This window comes from Pseudomonas wenzhouensis (assembly GCF_021029445.1).
Taxonomy (GTDB): domain Bacteria; phylum Pseudomonadota; class Gammaproteobacteria; order Pseudomonadales; family Pseudomonadaceae; genus Aquipseudomonas; species Aquipseudomonas wenzhouensis.
Map to the genome: position 1 here is coordinate 2,854,122 of NZ_CP072610.1, position 16,859 is coordinate 2,870,980.

General features: G+C 63.1%; 15 protein-coding genes and 1 pseudogene. 9 read left to right on the plus strand and 7 right to left on the minus strand.

What is annotated here, in order from left to right; genetic code table 11:
* Nucleotides 1-11: 11 nt before the first annotated feature.
* The 6 genes from mazG to J7655_RS13105 all read right to left on the minus strand — a co-directional run bounded on the left by mazG (nucleotide 12) and on the right by J7655_RS13105 (nucleotide 7,800).
* Complete coding sequence (gene mazG, locus J7655_RS13080; protein ID WP_230924829.1) at nucleotides 12-839, minus strand: nucleoside triphosphate pyrophosphohydrolase; 828 nt, start codon at nucleotides 837-839, stop codon at nucleotides 12-14.
* Between the two features lie 93 nt (nucleotides 840-932).
* Entirely contained in the window at nucleotides 933-3,176 is a 2,244-nt protein-coding gene (relA, locus tag J7655_RS13085) for a GTP diphosphokinase (RefSeq protein WP_230924830.1), read from the minus strand.
* 134 nt (nucleotides 3,177-3,310) lie between these two features.
* Nucleotides 3,311-4,669, minus strand: a complete 1,359-nt coding sequence (rlmD, locus tag J7655_RS13090) for a 23S rRNA (uracil(1939)-C(5))-methyltransferase RlmD (protein ID WP_230924831.1) — start codon at nucleotides 4,667-4,669, stop codon at nucleotides 3,311-3,313.
* Nucleotides 4,669-5,574 (minus strand): cysteine synthase CysM, encoded by a 906-nt coding sequence (cysM, locus tag J7655_RS13095; RefSeq protein ID WP_230924832.1) that lies wholly within the window; start codon nucleotides 5,572-5,574, stop codon nucleotides 4,669-4,671. The genes rlmD and cysM overlap by 1 nt, the downstream gene beginning before the upstream one ends.
* Nucleotides 5,575-5,755: 181 nt before the next feature.
* On the minus strand, nucleotides 5,756-7,093 hold the full coding sequence (locus J7655_RS13100) for a sensor histidine kinase (protein ID WP_230924833.1): 1,338 nt from the start codon (nucleotides 7,091-7,093) through the stop codon (nucleotides 5,756-5,758).
* A complete protein-coding gene (locus J7655_RS13105; RefSeq protein ID WP_230924834.1) occupies nucleotides 7,090-7,800 on the minus strand; it encodes a response regulator transcription factor in 711 nt (236 codons plus the stop codon). Before J7655_RS13105 ends, J7655_RS13100 begins: the two co-directional genes overlap by 4 nt.
* Before the next feature lie 118 nt (nucleotides 7,801-7,918).
* Here J7655_RS13105 and J7655_RS13110 point away from each other — a divergent pair, with 118 nt between their 5' ends.
* The 4 genes from J7655_RS13110 to J7655_RS13125 are packed head-to-tail and all read left to right on the plus strand — an operon-like array spanning nucleotide 7,919 to nucleotide 12,535.
* A complete protein-coding gene (locus J7655_RS13110) occupies nucleotides 7,919-10,669 on the plus strand; it encodes a response regulator (RefSeq protein ID WP_230924835.1) in 2,751 nt (916 codons plus the stop codon).
* A gap of 9 nt (nucleotides 10,670-10,678) precedes the next feature.
* Nucleotides 10,679-11,674, plus strand: a complete 996-nt coding sequence (locus tag J7655_RS13115; RefSeq protein ID WP_230924836.1) for a 2-hydroxyacid dehydrogenase — start codon at nucleotides 10,679-10,681, stop codon at nucleotides 11,672-11,674.
* A 27-nt stretch (nucleotides 11,675-11,701) separates the two neighbouring features.
* Nucleotides 11,702-12,133: a hypothetical protein gene (locus J7655_RS13120; protein ID WP_143509038.1), complete on the plus strand. Its 432-nt coding sequence runs from the start codon at nucleotides 11,702-11,704 to the stop codon at nucleotides 12,131-12,133.
* 3 nt (nucleotides 12,134-12,136) lie between these two features.
* On the plus strand, nucleotides 12,137-12,535 hold the full coding sequence (locus J7655_RS13125) for an META domain-containing protein (protein ID WP_230924837.1): 399 nt from the start codon (nucleotides 12,137-12,139) through the stop codon (nucleotides 12,533-12,535).
* A 191-nt stretch (nucleotides 12,536-12,726) separates the two neighbouring features.
* Here J7655_RS13125 and dinB read toward each other — a convergent pair whose 3' ends face one another.
* Nucleotides 12,727-13,812 (minus strand): DNA polymerase IV, encoded by a 1,086-nt coding sequence (gene dinB / locus J7655_RS13130; protein WP_230924838.1) that lies wholly within the window; start codon nucleotides 13,810-13,812, stop codon nucleotides 12,727-12,729.
* A gap of 507 nt (nucleotides 13,813-14,319) precedes the next feature.
* On the opposite strand from dinB, the gene tnpA reads away from it, so the two are divergent.
* From tnpA to tnpB (J7655_RS13150), 5 genes and pseudogenes are all read left to right on the plus strand, one after another.
* Nucleotides 14,320-14,637 carry an IS66-like element accessory protein TnpA gene (tnpA, locus tag J7655_RS13135; RefSeq protein WP_230924839.1) on the plus strand — a complete coding sequence of 106 codons (318 nt, stop codon included), beginning with the start codon at nucleotides 14,320-14,322 and terminating at the stop codon, nucleotides 14,635-14,637.
* A complete protein-coding gene (gene tnpB, locus J7655_RS13140; RefSeq protein WP_157831713.1) occupies nucleotides 14,634-14,969 on the plus strand; it encodes an IS66 family insertion sequence element accessory protein TnpB in 336 nt (111 codons plus the stop codon). Before tnpA ends, tnpB (J7655_RS13140) begins: the two co-directional genes overlap by 4 nt.
* A 61-nt stretch (nucleotides 14,970-15,030) precedes the next feature.
* Nucleotides 15,031-16,257, plus strand: a pseudogene (gene tnpC, locus J7655_RS13145) (IS66 family transposase); the annotation flags it as partial.
* 29 nt (nucleotides 16,258-16,286) lie between these two features.
* Nucleotides 16,287-16,427: an EAL domain-containing protein gene (locus J7655_RS21100; protein WP_420850879.1), complete on the plus strand. Its 141-nt coding sequence runs from the start codon at nucleotides 16,287-16,289 to the stop codon at nucleotides 16,425-16,427.
* A 69-nt stretch (nucleotides 16,428-16,496) separates the two neighbouring features.
* Nucleotides 16,497-16,856: an IS66 family insertion sequence element accessory protein TnpB gene (gene tnpB / locus J7655_RS13150; protein ID WP_058151328.1), complete on the plus strand. Its 360-nt coding sequence runs from the start codon at nucleotides 16,497-16,499 to the stop codon at nucleotides 16,854-16,856.
* The last annotated feature ends 3 nt before the right edge of the window (nucleotides 16,857-16,859 follow it).

Here is a 16,859-nt window from a genome sequence, read left to right on the forward strand (position 1 = left end):
TCTGATCGGCATTAGCCAGGAGCCTGTTTTTCCTGCTTCTTCGCCTCGCCCCAGAGGGCGTCCAGCTCCTCCAGCGAACAAGCCTCCATGCTGCGCCCGGCCTCCCGCACGCTCTGTTCGATAAATCGAAAGCGCCGCTCGAACTTGCCATTGGCTGCCCGTAGCGCAGCCTCAGGATCGACCTTCAGGTGCCGTGCCAGGTTGCTGACGACGAACAGCAGATCGCCGATTTCCTCGGCCACCGCCTCGGCGTCGTTCTCGCTCATGGCTTCGAGCACTTCATCCAGCTCTTCGCGCACCTTGTCCACCACCGGCAGTGCCTCGGGCCAGTCGAAACCGACCTGGGCCGCACGCTTCTGCAGCTTGGCCGCACGCGACAGCGCCGGCAGCGCCGTCGGTACATCATCGAGCAGGGATAGTTGCTCGGGTGCAGCGGCTTTTTCGGCGCGCTCCTGCGCCTTGAGCTCTTCCCAACGCTGCTTGACCGCAGCATCCTCCAGCTTGGCCGCATCCGGCGCGCCGTACAGATCGCCATCAGGGAAGACATGCGGGTGGCGGCGGATCAGCTTGGCAGTGATGCCATCGACCACACGGGCGAAATCGAAACGCCCCTCCTCCTGCGCCAGCTGGCTGTAATAGACCACCTGGAACAGCAGGTCGCCCAGCTCCCCCGGCAGATGCTCGAAGTCGCCACGCTCGATGGCGTCAGCCACCTCGTAGGCCTCTTCCAGGGTGTAAGGCACGATGCTCGCGTAGCTTTGCTTGAGATCCCACGGGCAGCCGTGTTGCGGGTCACGCAGACGCGCCATCAGGTGCAGCAGATCGTCGAGTTGGTACATAAAAACTCCTGGGCTGCACGCTACAAGCGGCAAGCCACAAGAAAAGGCGCAGCGGCGCCTCTGACTTGCTGCTTGTCACTTGAAGCGTGCCGCTTAATTGGCCCGCTGGCGACGCGCCTCGATGATGTTGGGCAACTGGCCGATGCGCGCCAGCAGACGCCCGAGCGCATCGAGTCCGGGAATCTCCACGGTGATCGACATGGAGGCGGTGTTGTCCTCCTTGTTCGAGCGGGTGTTGACCGCCAGCACGTTGAGTTTTTCGTTGAGCAGTACCTGGGTGACGTCACGCAGCAGACCGGAACGGTCGTAGGCCTTGATGACGACCTCCACCGGGTAGGTCTGCACCGGCACCGGCCCCCAGCTCACCTGGATCATCCGCTCCGGCTCACGCGCCGTCTGCTGCAGTGCCGTCGGGCAGTCCTGACGGTGGATGGTGACGCCACGGCCGAGGGTGATGTAACCGACGATCGGGTCGCCCGGCAGCGGCTGGCAGCAGCCGGCCATCTGCGTCAGCAGGTTGCCGACGCCCTGGATCTGGATATCACCGCGCTTGCCCGGCTTGAAGCCCTGCGCCTTGCGCGGAATCAGCTCCAGTTGCTCGTTACCGCGTTCAGGCTCGAGCAGTTGCTGCGCCAGGTTGACCGCATGGGCCAGGCGCACATCGCCGGCCCCCAGGGCGGCGAACAGGTCATCGGCGGTTTTCAGGTTGGCCTTCTCGGCCAGCTTGTCGAAGTCCGCACCGACCAGGGCCAGGCGCGCCAGCTCGCGCTCGAGCAACTGCTTGCCGGCGGCGACGTTCTGATCGCGGTCCTGCAGCTTGAACCAGTGGACGATCTTCGCCCGCGCGCGGCTGGTGGTGACATAGCCCAGGTTGGGGTTGAGCCAGTCGCGACTGGGCGTGCCCTGCTTGCTGGTGATGATTTCCACCTGCTCACCGGTCTGCAGGCTGTAGGTCAGCGGCACGATGCGCCCGTTGATCTTGGCGCCGCGGCAGTTGTGGCCGATCTCGGTGTGCACGCGGTAGGCGAAATCCAGCGGTGTGGCGCCCTTGGGCAGGTCGATGGCGTGGCCGTCGGGGGTGAACACGTAGACCCGATCCGGCTCGATATCCACACGCAGTTGCTCGGCCAGGCCGCCGATATCGCCCAGTTCCTCGTGCCACTCGATGACCTGACGCAGCCAGGAAATCTTCTCTTCGTAGTGGTTGGAGCCGGATTTGACGTCGGTGCCCTTGTAGCGCCAGTGCGCACACACACCCAGTTCGGCTTCTTCGTGCATGGCGTGGGTGCGAATCTGCACCTCCAGCACCTTGCCTTCCGGCCCGAGCACGGCGGTGTGCAACGAGCGGTAGCCGTTCTCCTTGGGGTTGGCGATGTAGTCGTCGAACTCCTTGGGAATGTGCCGCCACAGGGTATGCACGATGCCCAGGGTGGTGTAGCAATCACGCACCTCCGGCACCAGCACCCGCACCGCACGCACGTCGTAGATCTGGCTGAATTGCAGGCCCTTGCGCTGCATCTTGCGCCATATCGAATAGATATGTTTCGCCCGGCCGCTGATATCGGCCTTGATACCGGTGGCTTCCAGCTCCTGACGCAGATTCGCCATGGCGTCGTTGATGTACTGCTCGCGGTCGAGGCGACGCTCGTGCAGCAGCTTGGCGATCTGCTTGTATTGATCCGGCTCCAGGTAGCGGAAGGAAAGGTCTTCCAGCTCCCACTTGATATGGCCGATGCCCAGGCGGTGAGCCAGTGGTGCATAGATGTCGAACACTTCGCGCGCCACGCGCTGACGCTTGTCTTCGTCGGCCTCCTTGACCGCACGAATCGCACAGGTACGCTCGGCCAGCTTGATCAGCGCCACACGCACGTCATCGACCATGGCCACCAGCATCTTGCGCAGGTTCTCCACCTGCGTCTGCGAGCCGACCACCACCGATTCACGCGGGTTGATACTGGCGCTGATCGCCGCCATGCGCAGCACGCCTTCGATCAGCTTGGCCACCACCGCACCGAAGCGCTGCTGCACGGCGGCCAGGGTGATCTTGCCCTCGCGCACGCCGCGATAGATGACCGCAGCAACCAGCGAATCCTGATCGAGTTTGAGATCGGCGAGAATCTCGGCAATGTCGAGACCGGCGCGGAATGTCGAGGCGCCCTCGCTCCAGTGATGCTCGGTGGTGTTGGCCTGTTGCTCGGCGTCACGGGCGAACTCGCAGGCCTCTTGCAATGCCTGGCGATCCAGCGCCGGATCGACACGAGTGACATGATCCAACCAGGCCACGAGATTGATGCTGCCGTCGTCGTTGACCGGCTGATGCGCTCTCACCTGAACCATCGTCTTACCTTCCCTACGGTGCGCCTGAGCGGCACCGAGCAGTCGCCGGCCTTCTCTGAGCCGGTCGGATTAACTGAAAGGGTGCGCGTCCTGCGCATCCCCGCGGTACCGAACGTACCGCTTTGGCCCAAGACCTAAGTCTCGGGCTTATCGAATAGAGCCATGGCCTCGACATGCGCGGTTTGCGCAAACATGTCGAGAATCCCGGCGCGGCGCAGGCGATAGCCCTGCTGCAGCAACTCGGCTGCATCACGTGCCAGCGTGGTCGGGTTGCAGGATACATAGACCAGGCGCCGCGCGCCCAGCTCGCTCATCCCACGTACCGCCTCCAGCGCGCCGTCACGCGGCGGATCGAGCAGCACTGCGGCAAAACCGCCACGCGCCCAGGTCTCGTTGACCAGCGGCTTGGACAGGTCGGCGCGATAAAAGTGCGCATTGTCCAAGCCGTTGTGGCGCGCGTTGTCAGCGGCCCGCTGCACCATCGCGGCGACGCCTTCCACCGCCACTACTTCAGCCGCCTGACGCGCCAGCGGCAGGGCGAAATTGCCCAGGCCGCAGAACAGATCCAGCACCCGTTCGCCGGGCTGCGCCTTCAACCAGTCTAGCGCCTGAGCGACCATGGCCTCGTTGACCAGACCATTGACCTGAACGAAATCACCCGGCCGATAGGCCAGTTGCAAGTGCCAGCGTTGCAACTCAAAGCCCAGCTCAGCGCTCGGCTCATCAGGCTGTGGCGGCCCTTCACCCTGCAGCCACAGCTGCGCATCATGCTCGCTGCAGAACGCGCGCAGGCGACTCAGATCCGCCTCGGCAAGCGCTGCCGTATGTCGCAGCAGCAAGGCTTCGGCAGTACCGCTGAACAGCTCCACGTGCCCGACTGCCTGTGGCTTTTCCAAACTGCGCAGCAAGGCCGGCAAGGCGCTGAAAATGGGCTGCAAGGGCTGTACCAGTACCGGACATTGGTCAATGGCAACGATGTCCTGGCTGGCCTCGGCACGGAAACCGACCTGCAGCTGCCGCGCCTTGGCATCCCAGCGCACGGCAATGCGCGCGCGGCGCCGGTAACCGAGTTCGGGGCCAACCAGCGGCGCAGCCCACTCATCTGGCTGCACGCCACCCAAGCGCGACAATTGCTCGGCCAGCGTGCGCTGTTTCAGGGCCAATTGCTCGGCGTGGGGCATGTGCTGCAGGTTGCAGCCGCCGCAGTGGTCAGCGTTAATGCAGGGCGGCGTACGCCGTTCGCTGCTAGCGACGATGATGCGTTCGGCGCGCGCTTCGACGGTCTGGCTGCGAGCGCTGAGCACCCGCGCCTCGACCTCTTCACCGGCCAATGCACCGCTGACGAACCAGGTGCGTCCACCCTCGAAGGCGATACCACGACCGTCACCGGCCAGGCGCTCGATGGTGAGTTTCTGCTTCTTGCCCACCGGCACCTGCGTCGCACGGCTGCCGCCGCTGGGCTGAAAGCGCAGGTTGGAGCTGCGTCTGGCCATCAGTGCGCCGGTTCTTGATAAACGCCGGTGGACAGGTAACGGTCGCCACGATCACAGATGATCGCCACCAGTACCGCGTTTTCCACCTGCTGCGACAAACGCAGCATGCCGGCCACCGAACCGCCGGAGGACACGCCGCAGAAGATGCCTTCCTCACGCGCCAGGCGACGCATGACATGCTCGGCCTCGGCCTGGCCCATGTCGATGATCTGATCGACCCGTTCGGCCTGATAGATCTTCGGCAGGTATTCCTCGGGCCAGCGGCGGATACCGGGAATGGCCGCACCTTCCTGCGGTTGCAGGCCGACGATCTGGATCGCCGGGTTCTGCTCCTTGAGGTAGCGCGAAGTGCCCATGATGGTGCCGGTGGTGCCCATGGAGCTGATGAAATGGGTCACGCTGCCGCCGGTCTGGCGCCAGATTTCCGGGCCGGTGCCGTTGTAGTGCGCCTCGGGGTTGTCACCGTTGGCGAACTGATCCAGCACCTTGCCGCGCCCTTCGGCCTGCAGGCGCTCGGCCAGATCACGGGCGCCTTCCATGCCCTCTTCCTTGCTCACCAGGATCAGCTCGGCGCCGTAGGCGGTCATCGCCCACTTGCGCTCGGCAGTGGAGTTGTCCGGCATGATCAGGATCATCTTGTAGCCCTTGATCGCCGCCGCCATCGCCAGGGCAATGCCGGTGTTGCCACTGGTGGCTTCGATCAGGGTATCGCCAGGCTGGATATCGCCACGCAGCTCGGCGCGGTTGATCATCGACAGGGCCGGACGGTCCTTGACCGAACCGGCCGGGTTGTTACCTTCCAGCTTGACCAGCAGGGTGTTGCTGGTGTCGCCGCCCAGGCGTTGCAGACGTACCAGGGGGGTATTGCCGATGCAGTCGGCAATGGTGGGGAATTGCAGGGTCATGGGTCGCTCGAATCCAGACTGACGCGAAGGGGCATCATGATACGCCGAACCCGTCGCTTCATCACGCCATGATCGGTTGCAGAACGTGATCGAGCAACCGCTCCCCGGGGTCATGCGGCCAATGCTGCGCTACGCGCACTCTCGTGATCACAGGCATTCGACCTTGGAGCCATGCAATGGGCTACGCACAGGGCAGACGCAGCTTGAGCCTTAGCCCTGGCCGGGCATTCTCCGCCCACAGATGACCGCCTTGCGTGGCAATCATGCTGCGCGCGATGGCCAGCCCGAGGCCGAAGCCGCCCCCCCCGGGGCGCGCGGCACTGAGCCGGGTAAAAGGCCGGAAGATGTTTTCCAGCTCATCCTCGGCAACGCCGGGCCCCTGGTCTTCGATCCACAATACCCATTGCCCGCCTTCGCGCCGGCCGCTCAGGCGCACCACGCCGTCCGCCGGCGAGTGGCGAATGGCATTGCGCAGAATATTCTCCAGCGCCTGAGCCAGACCGTTGAGATTACCCAGCACACGGCAGTCGTGGGGCAGCTCGCAGGGCATGCGTTCGATGGCCCAGCCGGTCTCGAAGCCGGCATTCTCCCTGATGACATCCCAGAGCCGACCGACGTCGACCTCCTCCAGCGGCAGGCTGGGGCGTTCGGTATCCAGCCAGACCAGTTCCAGGGCATCGCCAACCAGTTTTTCCATGCCCGCGACCTCGCGCGCCAGACGCTGACGCAGCGCCTCGCCGTCCTGTTCGCTCTCCCCGGCCACGCGCAGGCGGGCCAGGGGCGTGCGCAGCTCATGGGACAGATCACGCAGCAGTTGGCGCTGAAAGGCTACGGTACCGTCCAGGCGCTCAGCCATATGATCGAAGGTTCGCGCCAGCTCACCCAGCTCATCCCTGCGCCCGGTGACCTGCGCGCCGAGCCTGGCGGACAGATCGCCTGCACTGAGGGCCGCAGCCTGACGCCGGAGAATCGCGAGTGGAGCAATCAACTGGCGATACAGCAACAGCGCCACGAGCACAGCCAGCACGGCCGGCAGCACACGCTGCAGCAACGCCTCCCACAGCACGTTGTAGCGGCGCGGGTTCAGGCGCTGCGGCAGCTCCATCACCAAGCGCGCCTCGCCAGCATTGAAGGGGATATAAAAGGTCGGCGTACCGCCGGGGCGTCCAACGGGAAAATCCAGCTTGCGCACGAAATCCAGACGCTGCGCCTGTTCGGCGCTCAGCGGTCGGGAAGACAGCGACCGTTTGTGCGCATCGACCACCACGGCCCAGATCTGCTCGCGCTCCTGCAATTGCCGGAGAAAGGCATCGACCCCGGATGCACCTTCCTCTTGCCAGGCCGTCTCCGCCTCACGGGCATAGCCCTTGAGCGTCTGCCGGGCGGGTTCGGGCAGATAGGAGGTCGCCTCGATCAGTTCACGCCCCACATCCACATGCAGGCTGACCAACAGCAGGCAAAACAGGGCCAGCGCACCAGCCAGGCGCCAGAGCAGCGAATACCTGCCCGGCAGACTCATGCGCCGGCCCTGACCAGAACGTAGCCCTTGCCCCACACGGTATCGACGCGCGCAGCCTCGTAACCGACAGCCAGCAGTTTGCGGCGGATGTGGCTGACGTGCATATCCAGGCTGCGATCATGCTGAGCGTAAGCACGGCGCAGCGCCTGCTGATAAAGGAAAGGCTTGCTCAATGCCTCGTCCTGGTGCCGCCAGAGTAGCTCCAGCACCCGGTATTCGCTGGGCGTCAGGCCGACCCAGTGACCACGAAAGGCGACATCGCTGCGCCCTTCGTCGAACTGCAGGCCATTGCCCTCTGAACCTGGCTGAGGCTCACGACGCTCATAGGCGACACGGCGCAGAATGGCTTCCACCCGTACGCTCAACTCACCAAGGCTGAAGGGCTTGGGCAGGTAGTCATCGGCACCCTGACTGAAACCGGCGATACGGTTCTGCTCGTCACCCAGAGCCGACATCAGCAAAACCGGCACGCTGCGTTGCCGGCGCAGCCGCTGCAGAGCCTCCAGACCACTGATTCCCGGCAGCAAGATATCCATCAGAATCAGATCGAAATCCTCACGTTCAGCCAGTTGCAGGCCTTCGCTGCCGTCATGCCTGAGGGTTACGTCGAACCCACAGCCCATCAGGTGCGATTGCAGATGGCAGGCAAGCAGCGGATCGTCTTCGACGGCAAGAATGCGAGCCGGTGTGCGGGTGGAGGTCAGCATGGCCAGGAACCAAAAGGCATAATGCGAACAATTCTACCTATTAAACGACAATCGCTCACCTAAAGATTCCAGCGCGCCGAATCGCTACACTGCCGGCATGTGATTAAGGAGGAAGGTCGTGTTCAAGGATCTCAGCATCAGAGGCCGCGTACTGCTGCTCACCCTGCTGCCCACCAGCCTGCTGGCGCTGGTGTTGGGCGGCTATTTCACCTGGGTACAGCTCTCGAGCCTGCAGACGCAACTGCTGCAACGCGGCGAGATGCTGGTCGAAAACCTGGCGCCCCTGACCGCTCCGGCCCTGCACCAACAGGATGTGAGTAAACTCGAGCGCATAGCCCGGCAGGCGCTGGAGCACCCGGATGTACGTGCGGTGGCCTTGCTCACACCCGAACGCACGCCGCTGGCCTATGCCGGCCCGAGCATGCTCAACCCGTCACCGGCCAGCCAACCGACCCTCAACCGCATCAGCGGCCAGGACGCCACGCGCTTTCTGCTACCGGTCTATGACCAACATCTGGCGCTGAGCGACGATCAGGCCGATGAAGCCAACTTCCAGTTGCTGGGCTGGGTCGAGCTGGAGCTTTCGCACCAGGGTACGCTGCTCAGCGGCTACCGCAGCCTGTTTGCCAGCCTGCTGCTGATCATCGGCGGTCTGGCCCTGACAGCCATGCTCGCCCTGCGCATGAGCCGCAGCATCATTGCCCCCTTGCGCGAAATCAAAGCGGGGGTTGCCCAGCTCAAGGACGGCCACCTGCAAACCCGCCTGCCGCCGCTGGGCAGCCATGAAATGGACGAACTGGCAGCCGGCATCAACCGCATGGCCGAATCGCTGCAGAACGCCCAGGAAGAGCTGCAGCACAGCATCGAACAAGCCACCGAGGACGTGCGGCAGAACCTGGAAACCATCGAAATCCAGAACATCGAACTCGACTTCGCACGCAAGGAGGCACTGGAGGCCAGCCGTATCAAGTCCGAATTCCTGGCCAACATGAGCCACGAAATTCGCACCCCACTCAACGGCATTCTCGGCTTCACCAACCTGCTGCAGAAAAGCGAGCTCAGCCCACGTCAGCGCGACTATCTGGCCACCATCGAAAACTCTGCCGACAACCTGCTCGGCATCATCAACGAGGTACTCGACTTCTCCAAGATCGAGGCCGGCAAGCTGGTACTGGAGAGCATTCCGTTCAACCTGCGCGACCTGCTGCAGGACACCCTGACCATCCTCGCCCCGGCTGCCCACGAGAAGCAGCTGGAGCTGGTCAGCCTGATTTACCGCGACACGCCATTGGCGCTGCGCGGCGACCCGTTGCGTCTGAAACAGGTACTGACCAACCTGGTCAGCAATGCGATCAAATTCACCCGCGCGGGCACCATCGTCATGCGCGCCATGCTTGAGGACGAACGCGCCGACAGCGCGCAACTGCGCATCAGCGTGATGGATACCGGCGTGGGCCTCTCGGAAGAAGACCTGCGCGCCCTGTTCCAGGCCTTCAGCCAGGCTGACAACTCCCTCAGCCGCCAGGCAGGAGGTACCGGCCTGGGGCTGGTGATTTCCAAGCGCCTGATCGAGCAGATGGGCGGCGAGATTGGCGTCGACAGCACGCCGGGAGAAGGTTCGGAATTCTGGGTCACCCTGACCTTGCCCAAGGCCCGCGACGATGCCGAAGACCTGCCGCGCACGGCGCTGCAAGGGCGCCGCGTCGCCATTCTGGAAAATCATGAGCTGGCGCGCCAGGCACTGGCTCACCTGCTCGAGGACTGCGGCCTGGAGGTGGAAAGCTTCATCGATCACGCCCGGCTCGTCGAAGCCGTGAAAACCCAGCACGACCTCGAACGGCCACTGCAACTGGCCGTACTGGGGATCACCGCCAACGAGCTGTCCCCCGAGGCGCTGGGCCAACTGATCCGCGAACTCGACCGGCTCGACTGCAAGGCGCTGGTGCTGTGCCCGACCACCGAACTGGCGCTGTTCCACGAACGTCTGCCCGACGCTTATACGCAACTGCAAGCCAAGCCCGCCTGCACGCGCAAACTGCACAAGGCACTGGTCGAATTGGTCAACCCGCCACGCACGAGCGCCGAGCCAGTCGCCGTCGGCGACACACGCCGGCCACAGATTCTCTGCGTCGATGACAACCCGGCCAACCTGCTGCTGGTACAGACCCTGCTGGATGATCTCGGCGCCCAGGTCACGGCTGTGGACAGCGGCTACGCAGCGATAGAAGCCGTCCGGCAGGACAGCTTCGATCTGGTGTTCATGGATGTACAAATGCCCGGCATGGATGGCCGCCAGGCGACCGAAACGATTCGCCAGTGGGAGAGCGAACAGGGGCGCAGCGCCACACCGATCATCGCCCTCACCGCCCACGCCCTGGCCAACGAGAAGCGTGCGCTGCTGCACAGCGGCATGGATGACTACCTGACCAAGCCGATCAACGAGCGGCAACTGGCCCAGGTGGTACTCAAATGGACGGGGCTCAACCTGCGCAACCAGCCAAGCCCCCGCATCACCCCACATGCACCGGCGGACACACAAGCCCGGATACTGGATGCCGAAGAAGGCCTGCGCCTGGCGGCCGGCAAAGCCGATCTGGCGGCCGATATGCTGAGCATGCTACTGGCCGGCCTGCCCGGCGACCGCCAGGCCATCCGCCAGGCACGCGATGCCGGCGAGCGCAGCGCACTGATCGAACGGGTTCATCGCCTGCACGGTGCCACGCGCTACTGTGGCGTACCGCAACTGCGCCTGGCCTGCCAGCGCAGCGAAACCCTGCTCAAGCAGGATGACCCCGAAGCCCAACGCGCGCTGGACGAACTCGATGCGGCCATCGTACGCCTGAGCGAAACAGCGGCGCAAAACGCCTGAGGAAACGCCATGCGTATCTGCCTGTTCAGCAGCAAGGGCTACGACAGTGAGTCGTTCTTGGCCGCCAACGACACCCCAGACTGGCACCTGCAATTTCATGAAGCGCGCCTGACCGCTGACAGTGTCGCGCTGGCCAGCGGTAGCGCGGTAGTCTGCGCCTTCATCAACGACAACCTGTCGGCAACGGTACTGGAACAACTGGCCGCCGGCGGCACACGCCTGATCGCCCTGCGTTCGGCCGGCTACAACCATGTCGACCTGGGCGCGGCGCAGCGGCTTGGTCTGACCGTGGTACGCGTGCCGGCTTACTCACCGCATGCCGTGGCCGAACATGCCGTGGCGCTGGTACTGGCCCTGAACCGGCGCATCCACCGCGCCTTCAACCGCACCCGCGAGGGTGATTTTTCCCTGCATGGCCTGACCGGCTTCGACCTGCACGGCAAGACCGTCGGCGTCATCGGCGGCGGCAAGATCGGCCAAGTATTCGCCCGCATCATGCACGGCTTCGGTTGCCAGGTTCTGATCTACGATCCATTCCCGCTGACCGGACTCGATGAAACCGGTGCACGCCAGGCGCCACTCGAAGCAGTGATCGCCCGCAGCGACATCCTCAGCCTGCACTGCCCGCTGACCGATGCCAGCTACCACCTGATCAATGCTGCCCGCCTGCAGCAGATGAAACGCGGTGCCATGCTGATCAACACTGGGCGCGGCGCACTGGTCGATGCACCGGCGCTGATCGCGGCACTGAAAAGCGGCCAGCTCGGCTACCTGGGCCTGGACGTCTATGAAGAAGAGTCGGAACTGTTCTTCGAGGATCATTCCGACCTGCCGCTGCAGGACGATACTCTGGCCCGCCTGCTGAGCTTTCCCAATGTCATCGTCACCGCGCACCAGGCCTTTCTCACCCACGAAGCACTCGGTGCCATTGCCCGCACGACACTGGACAACATCGCGGCCTGGCTCGCCGGGCAGCCAAGCAATGAGGTCAAGGCCGGTGCGTGATAGCATGCCGGCTGATCCGGAGGACCCATGGCCGAACACGATTTCCGTTATTCCCTGCTCAACCCGCAACACACCCTCACCGAATGCCGCGCCCTGGCGCCGGGCCGCTATCAGGTCACCGGCAACGGCGGCTCGATCCAGGCAAACGACGTGCTACTGGTCACCCTCAAGGGCAGCCGCGACCTGCACATGCGCCTGGAGGTGGAAAAGGTTCGCCACCTGATCAACCCGCCCGGCCAATGGCTGGCCGTGTGCAAGGGACCGCAGTTCAAGGAGCTGGCCATCCATAACTGGCAGGTCAACTGCGACGGTTGCGGCAAGCAACTGGATTTCGAATTTGCCGTCGATGCGGCCCTCGGCAAGGCGGCACAAGCCCCGGCAGCCGAAGCTCGCATCGCCGAACTGGGCTGGCACAACGATGCCGGCCGTCATCTCTGCCGCACCTGCCAGGAGGCCTGAACCATGCACCGTACCCTGCCCCTCGCCCTGTTCGCTGCCATGCTGGCCGGTTGCGCCAGTGATGCACCGCAACTGGAAACCGAACACAGCTACCGCGTGGAATGGATCGGTGAACGGCCGTTGATCGACCGCAGCCACCTGACCATTACCTTCGCTGCCGACGGCCGCGCCCATGGCAATGCCGGCTGCAACCACTGGTTCGCCGGCTATACGCTCAAGGGTCAGGCGCTCAGCTTCGACCCAGCCGGCAGCACCCGCAAGCTGTGCGCCCCCGCCCTCATGGAGCAGGAACAACGCTTCCTCGCCGCGCTCGGCGAGGTGCAGCGCTGGGACTTCAATGCCATCGGCCAGCTGCAACTGTGGCCGGCCAGCGGCAAGCCAATTCGCCTCTGGGCAGAATGACACGACGCTCGCCCTGCAGGACGCACACTGTCCTGTAGGAGCGGCGCCCCGCCGCGAACACCGGCGCTGTCGGATCGAAAGGCTTCGCCCCGAGGCGGGGCTCTTACAAACAGCCGCTTTGCAGGTACTTGCATGCGTAGCCCGGATGCAATCCGGGTTCAGGCTCAAGAACACCCCGGATTTCATCCGGGCTACGCAAACAGCTCCAGTTGCTCCTGTCGCCCGCGCAAGTCGTGCAACCTGACGCCGACGCCAAGCAGGCGCACCGGCTTGTCGCCACGGGCGAAAGCGTTGCTCAGCAATAGCCGGTAACTGTCCAGGTCGCGACTGGCGCCCGCCTGCTCCAGGGTGGTTTGGGTAAAGTCATGGAACTTGACCTTGACGAAGGGTTTGTCCGGTCGATAGCTGGCGTCCAGGCGTTGCAGGCGCCCCTTCATTTCCTCGAGCAGCGCCGGCAGTTTGTCCAGACAGGCCTGCAGATCGGGCAAGTCCTGATCGTAGGTGTGCTCCACGCTCAGTGACTGGCGACGGCTGTCCACCTTCACTGCGCGCTCATCGATGCCATGCGCCAGGCGCCACAGGCGCTCGCCGAAACTGCCGAATTCGCGCACCAGCGCCAGCTTGTTCCAGTCGCGCAGATCCAGACAGGTGCGAATGCCTAAGCGCGCCAGCTTGTCCGCCGTGACCTTGCCGACGCCATGCAGCTTGTTGACCGGTAACTCGGCCACGAAATCGTCGACCTGATCCGGGGTGATGACGAACAGCCCGTTGGGTTTGCGCCAGTCGCTGGCGATCTTGGCCAGGAACTTGTTCGGCGCCACACCGGCCGACACCGTGATGTGCAGCTCCTGCGCCACGCGACGACGAATCTCCTGGGCGATGCGCGTGGCACTGCCGGCGAAATGCGGCGAGTCGCTGACATCCAGATACGCCTCGTCCAGCGACAGCGGCTCGATCAGATCGGTGAACTGGCGAAAGATGCTGTGAATCTCACGTGACACCGCGCGGTACACCTCGAAACGCGGCTTGACGATCAACAGATCCGGGCACAGCTTCAACGCATGCCGCGACGCCATGGCCGAACGCACGCCATAAGCGCGCGCCTCGTAATTGCAGGTGGCGATCACCCCACGCCGATCCGCCGAACCGCCCACAGCCAGCGGGCGATTGGCGAGGCTCGGATCGTCACGCATCTCGATGGCGGCGTAAAAGCAGTCGCAATCGACGTGGATGATCTTTCTTTGGCGGGTAAGCGGTTGATTATTCAATGGTTTCATTAGGGTTTGCGGATTTGATACCCGCTCTGATACCCGCTTTTTCGTTCACTGCGAAACAGCAGGTAACCGACTATCAACCGACCCCAATATAGGTGCCGACTACGTTCGGTTCTGTCAATTATACCCTCACGACCACCACCTCTCCAGATTCGCATCTCTACACGCACCTCGCGCCGGGCAGCTCTGTTCACCCTTTCGCGAAAATGCCACATCAGCTTCGTTACTACGAGCAGACGCGCACCCGGCGCTCTAAATTCACATAGACCACCAAGCACACCCCAATGATGCTGGTGTATACGGGCGTTTTTAACGAGAAGCCCGCATTCACTAGGCTTGAGACTATCTAGCACTAAAGCCATGTGACGCCTTATTGGCATCTGTTGGCATAGAGTGGCGTATGGTTTGCCGTATCCGTCCGGCCAACACACCTTCCGAACTCCAGCATTAAGGGCGATGGTGTCCGCGTATTTTTAAGCGGACGCGATAGCCCTTATCGCCGGGATTTCCATGCGCCAACGAAGCTCTTACCCCAAACCGTTCAAGGCCCAGGTTGTTCAGGAGTGCCTGCAACCCGGCGCGACCGTTTCCAGCGTTGCCATCCACCACGGCATCAATGCCAACGTCATTCGCAAGTGGCTACCGCTTTATCGAGATCAACTGCCAGCGGCGTTGCCGGCGTTCGTTCCTGCGAGAGTTACGCCAAAACGACCAGTTGAACCAGCTGTGATTATCGAGCTACCGCTGGGCGAGCAATCGATCACAGTGAAATGGCCAGCTTCCGATCCTGAAGGATGCGCCCGCTTTGTCCGGGGGCTCGCCCAGTGATCCGTATCGATAGTATCTGGCTCGCCACCGAACCGATGGACATGCGCGCCGGCACCGAGACCGCGTTGGCCCGTGTGATTGCGGTGTTCGGTGCGGCGAAGCCGCACTGTGCCTATCTCTTCGCAAATCGCCGCGCCAACCGCATGAAAGTCCTGGTGCATGACGGCGTGGGTATCTGGCTGGCCGCGCGGCGATTGAACCAGGGCAAGTTTCACTGGCCAGGCATCCGCCACGGCTCGGAAGTTGAACTCGACACCGAGCAACTTCAGGCGTTGGTACTGGGGCTGCCCTGGCAGCGGGTCGGTGCGGGCGGCGCGATCACAGTGCTGTAGCACCGGCCATTAGCCCATCGGTGTATCTGCGCAGAGCGTCTGTTCTGGCACAATCAGCAGCATGAACTCCTCGCCCAATCTCGACCAACTGACAGCTGAGCAACTGCGCACACTGGCCGCGCAGTTGCTGACGCAGGTCGACGTGATGGGCAAGAAAATCCACCGTGATCAAACCATCATTGAGCAGCTCACACACGAAATCGCTTGGTACAAACGGCACAAGTTTGCCAAGCGTAGCGAGCAACTGAGCCCTGACCAGGGTAGCTTGCTGGACGACCTGCTCGACACTGACATCGCCGCCATCGAGGCGGAGCTGAAAGCCGTCAATCCCCCGGTTGCTCCAGCCGAGCCCCGCCAACAGCCCAAGCGCACACCGCTGCCGGCACAATTTCCGCGCACTGTGATCCGCCACGAACCGGAGAACACCCAATGCGCCTGCGGCTGCCAGCTGCAACGCATCGGTGAAGACATCAGCGAAAAGCTGGATTACACGCCGGGCGTGTTCACCGTCGAACAGCACGTGCGTGGGAAATGGGCCTGTTGCCAGTGCGAAACACTGATCCAGGCCCCCGTGCCGGCCCAGGTGATCGACAAGGGCATCCCCACCGCCGGCCTTCTGGCTCACGTGATGGTGGCCAAATTCGCCGACCACTTGCCGCTATATCGGCAAGAGAAAATCTTTGGTCGTGCCGGCCTGGCCATCGCTCGCTCGACACTGGCGCAGTGGGTCGGACAAACCGGCGTGCAGCTCCAGCCGCTAGTCGATGCCCTGCGCGAAGCCTTGCTGGGCCAACGCGTGATCCACGCTGACGAAACCCCGGTGCAAATGCTCACCCCAGGCGAGAAGAAAACCCATCGGGCTTACGTCTGGGCCTACAGCACCACACCCTTCGCCGATCTTAAGGCCGTGGTGTACGACTTCAGTCCCAGCCGTACCGGCGAGCATGCGCGCAATTTTCTTGGCCAGTGGAACGGCAAGCTGGTCTGCGACGACTTCGCAGGCTACAAGGCCAGCTTCGAGCAAGGCATCACCGAAATCGGCTGCATGGCCCACGCCCGCCGCAAGTTCTTCGATCTGCACGCGGCAAACAAAAGCCAATTGGCCGAACAAGCACTGCACGCGATGGGCAGCTTGTACGAAATCGAACGGCAAGCACGGGACATGAGCGATGAAGAACGCTGGCGAATACGGCAGGAAAAGGCTTCACCGATCCTCGATACACTGCATGACTGGATGCTGGCCCAGCGTGATCTTGTGCCCAACGGATCGGCCACGGCGAAAGCCTTGGCCGTGGACTGGCCAAAGGCGAATTTATCTTGTACCTGCAGGCACAAGTCGGTGCTCATGGCGCCTTGGAGGGCGCGGAGGCTCTGATACGCTGGAAGCATCCTCAGCAGGGCTTGCTCGGGCCCGGTAACTTCATCGAGATTGCGGAACGTTGCGTAAGCGCTCCATAAACCCCACCTTCAACTGAACTATCCGTTTCCGGATGCTGGGCTCCCTGTTTTTCCCTGTGGAGCCCCGCCATGATGCGTCCCGACGCCAAGGTGCAAAAAGTCTACCTCTACCCAAAGCCCGTCGACTTCCGCAAATCCATCAACGGCCTGGCCGCCCTGGTCGAGTTGGACATCAAGGTGGAAGTGTTCAACCCCGTGCTGTTCGTGTTCCTTAATCGCACCCGCAGTCAGGTCAAGATTCTCTACTGGGAACGCAACGGCTTCTGCCTGTGGCTCAAGCGTCTGGAAGCCGAGCGTTTCAAGACCAAACCTGATGCTGGCGACGAGGCCATCGAACTGACGGTCGACGAGCTGAACTGGCTACTCGACGGCATCGACCTGTGGCGTAACCGTCCGCATCAGGTTCTGACGCCACGCTTCGTGGCCTGAGCC